This is a genomic window from Streptomyces klenkii, assembly GCF_003626645.1.
GTDB classification, from domain to species: Bacteria; Actinomycetota; Actinomycetes; order Streptomycetales; family Streptomycetaceae; genus Streptomyces; species Streptomyces klenkii.
The window spans coordinates 1-1052 of the sequence record NZ_RBAM01000197.1 but is presented as its reverse complement, the minus strand read 5'-3'; the positions used below and the strand labels follow the sequence as shown (position 1 = coordinate 1052).

The following is a 1052-nucleotide window of genomic DNA, read 5'->3' as shown; positions in this document are numbered from 1 at the left end:
GGACATCGGGCGGCTAGTTTGGTTAAGGAGCCGCGGGGCGCCGCGGGATAAACAGGGGGGTGGACGCTTTCCCTAGACGACGATCGTCCGATCTGTGCGCCCCGGCCTGCTCGAACGCGCCTTCGCCGCCAGCGGGGCGCGGGTCTTCGTCTGCCAGCCGCTGTTCCAGAACCCCACGGGCGGGGCCTACGCGCCCGCGCGCCGCGCCGAGGTCCTGGCCGCCGCGCGGGCCGCGGGCGCGTTCGTGCTGGAGGACGACTTCGCGCGCCGCCTCGCCCACGAGGACGCCGGGCCGCTGCCGCCCACCCTCGCGGCGCAGGACCGCGACGGCGCGGTGGTGCACGTCTGCTCGCTGACCAAGATCGCCTCCCCCAGCCTGCGCGTCGGCGCCCTCGCGGCGCGCGGCCCGGCCGCCGAGCGGCTGCGGGCGATCCAGATCGTGGACAGCTTCTTCGTGCCGCGCCCGCTCCAGGAGACCGCCCTGGAGTTCGTCAACTCCCCGGCCTGGGGCCGCCACCTGCGCGCGGTGGCCCGCGAGCTGCGGGTGCGGCGCGACGCCCTGGCGACCGCGCTCGCCGCCCGCCTGCCCGCGCTGTCCCTGCCGCACCTCCCGCGCGGCGGCTACCACCTGTGGGCCGGCCTGCCGCCCGGCACCGACGAGACGGCGCTGGCGGCGGCGGCCCTGCGCGCCGGCGTGGCCGTGGCCCCCGGCCGCCCCTACTTCCCGGCCGAGCGCCCCGCCCCGCACCTGCGCCTCAGCTTCGCCCCCGCCGCGAGCCTCACCGACCTCGCCGAGGGCGTCGACCGCCTGGCCCGCGCCTGCGCGGAAACGGGCCTCCCGACCGCCTGAGGAGCCCCTTCGCGGAAGAGGCGCGCACGGGCCTTACAGGATTTACGCATCCGTAGTGGTGGTCCGGTTCACCTCGCCCTACCATCGCGCCATGCTCGTCACGCTCATCGCCGCCGCCCGGGGATCTTCCCTGCTGGACGCGCGTTTCGGCGATGACCGGCCGCTGGACGTGGCCGGGTGGCAGGCACTGGAACGGGCCGTC

The 1052-nt window shown here is 76.8% G+C and carries 1 pseudogene; it reads left to right on the top strand.

What is annotated here, in order from left to right:
• Positions 1-94: 94 nt before the first annotated feature.
• Positions 95-850 (top strand): annotated as a pseudogene (locus tag D7231_RS35740) (aminotransferase class I/II-fold pyridoxal phosphate-dependent enzyme); the annotation flags it as partial.
• Positions 851-1052: the final 202 nt, after the last annotated feature.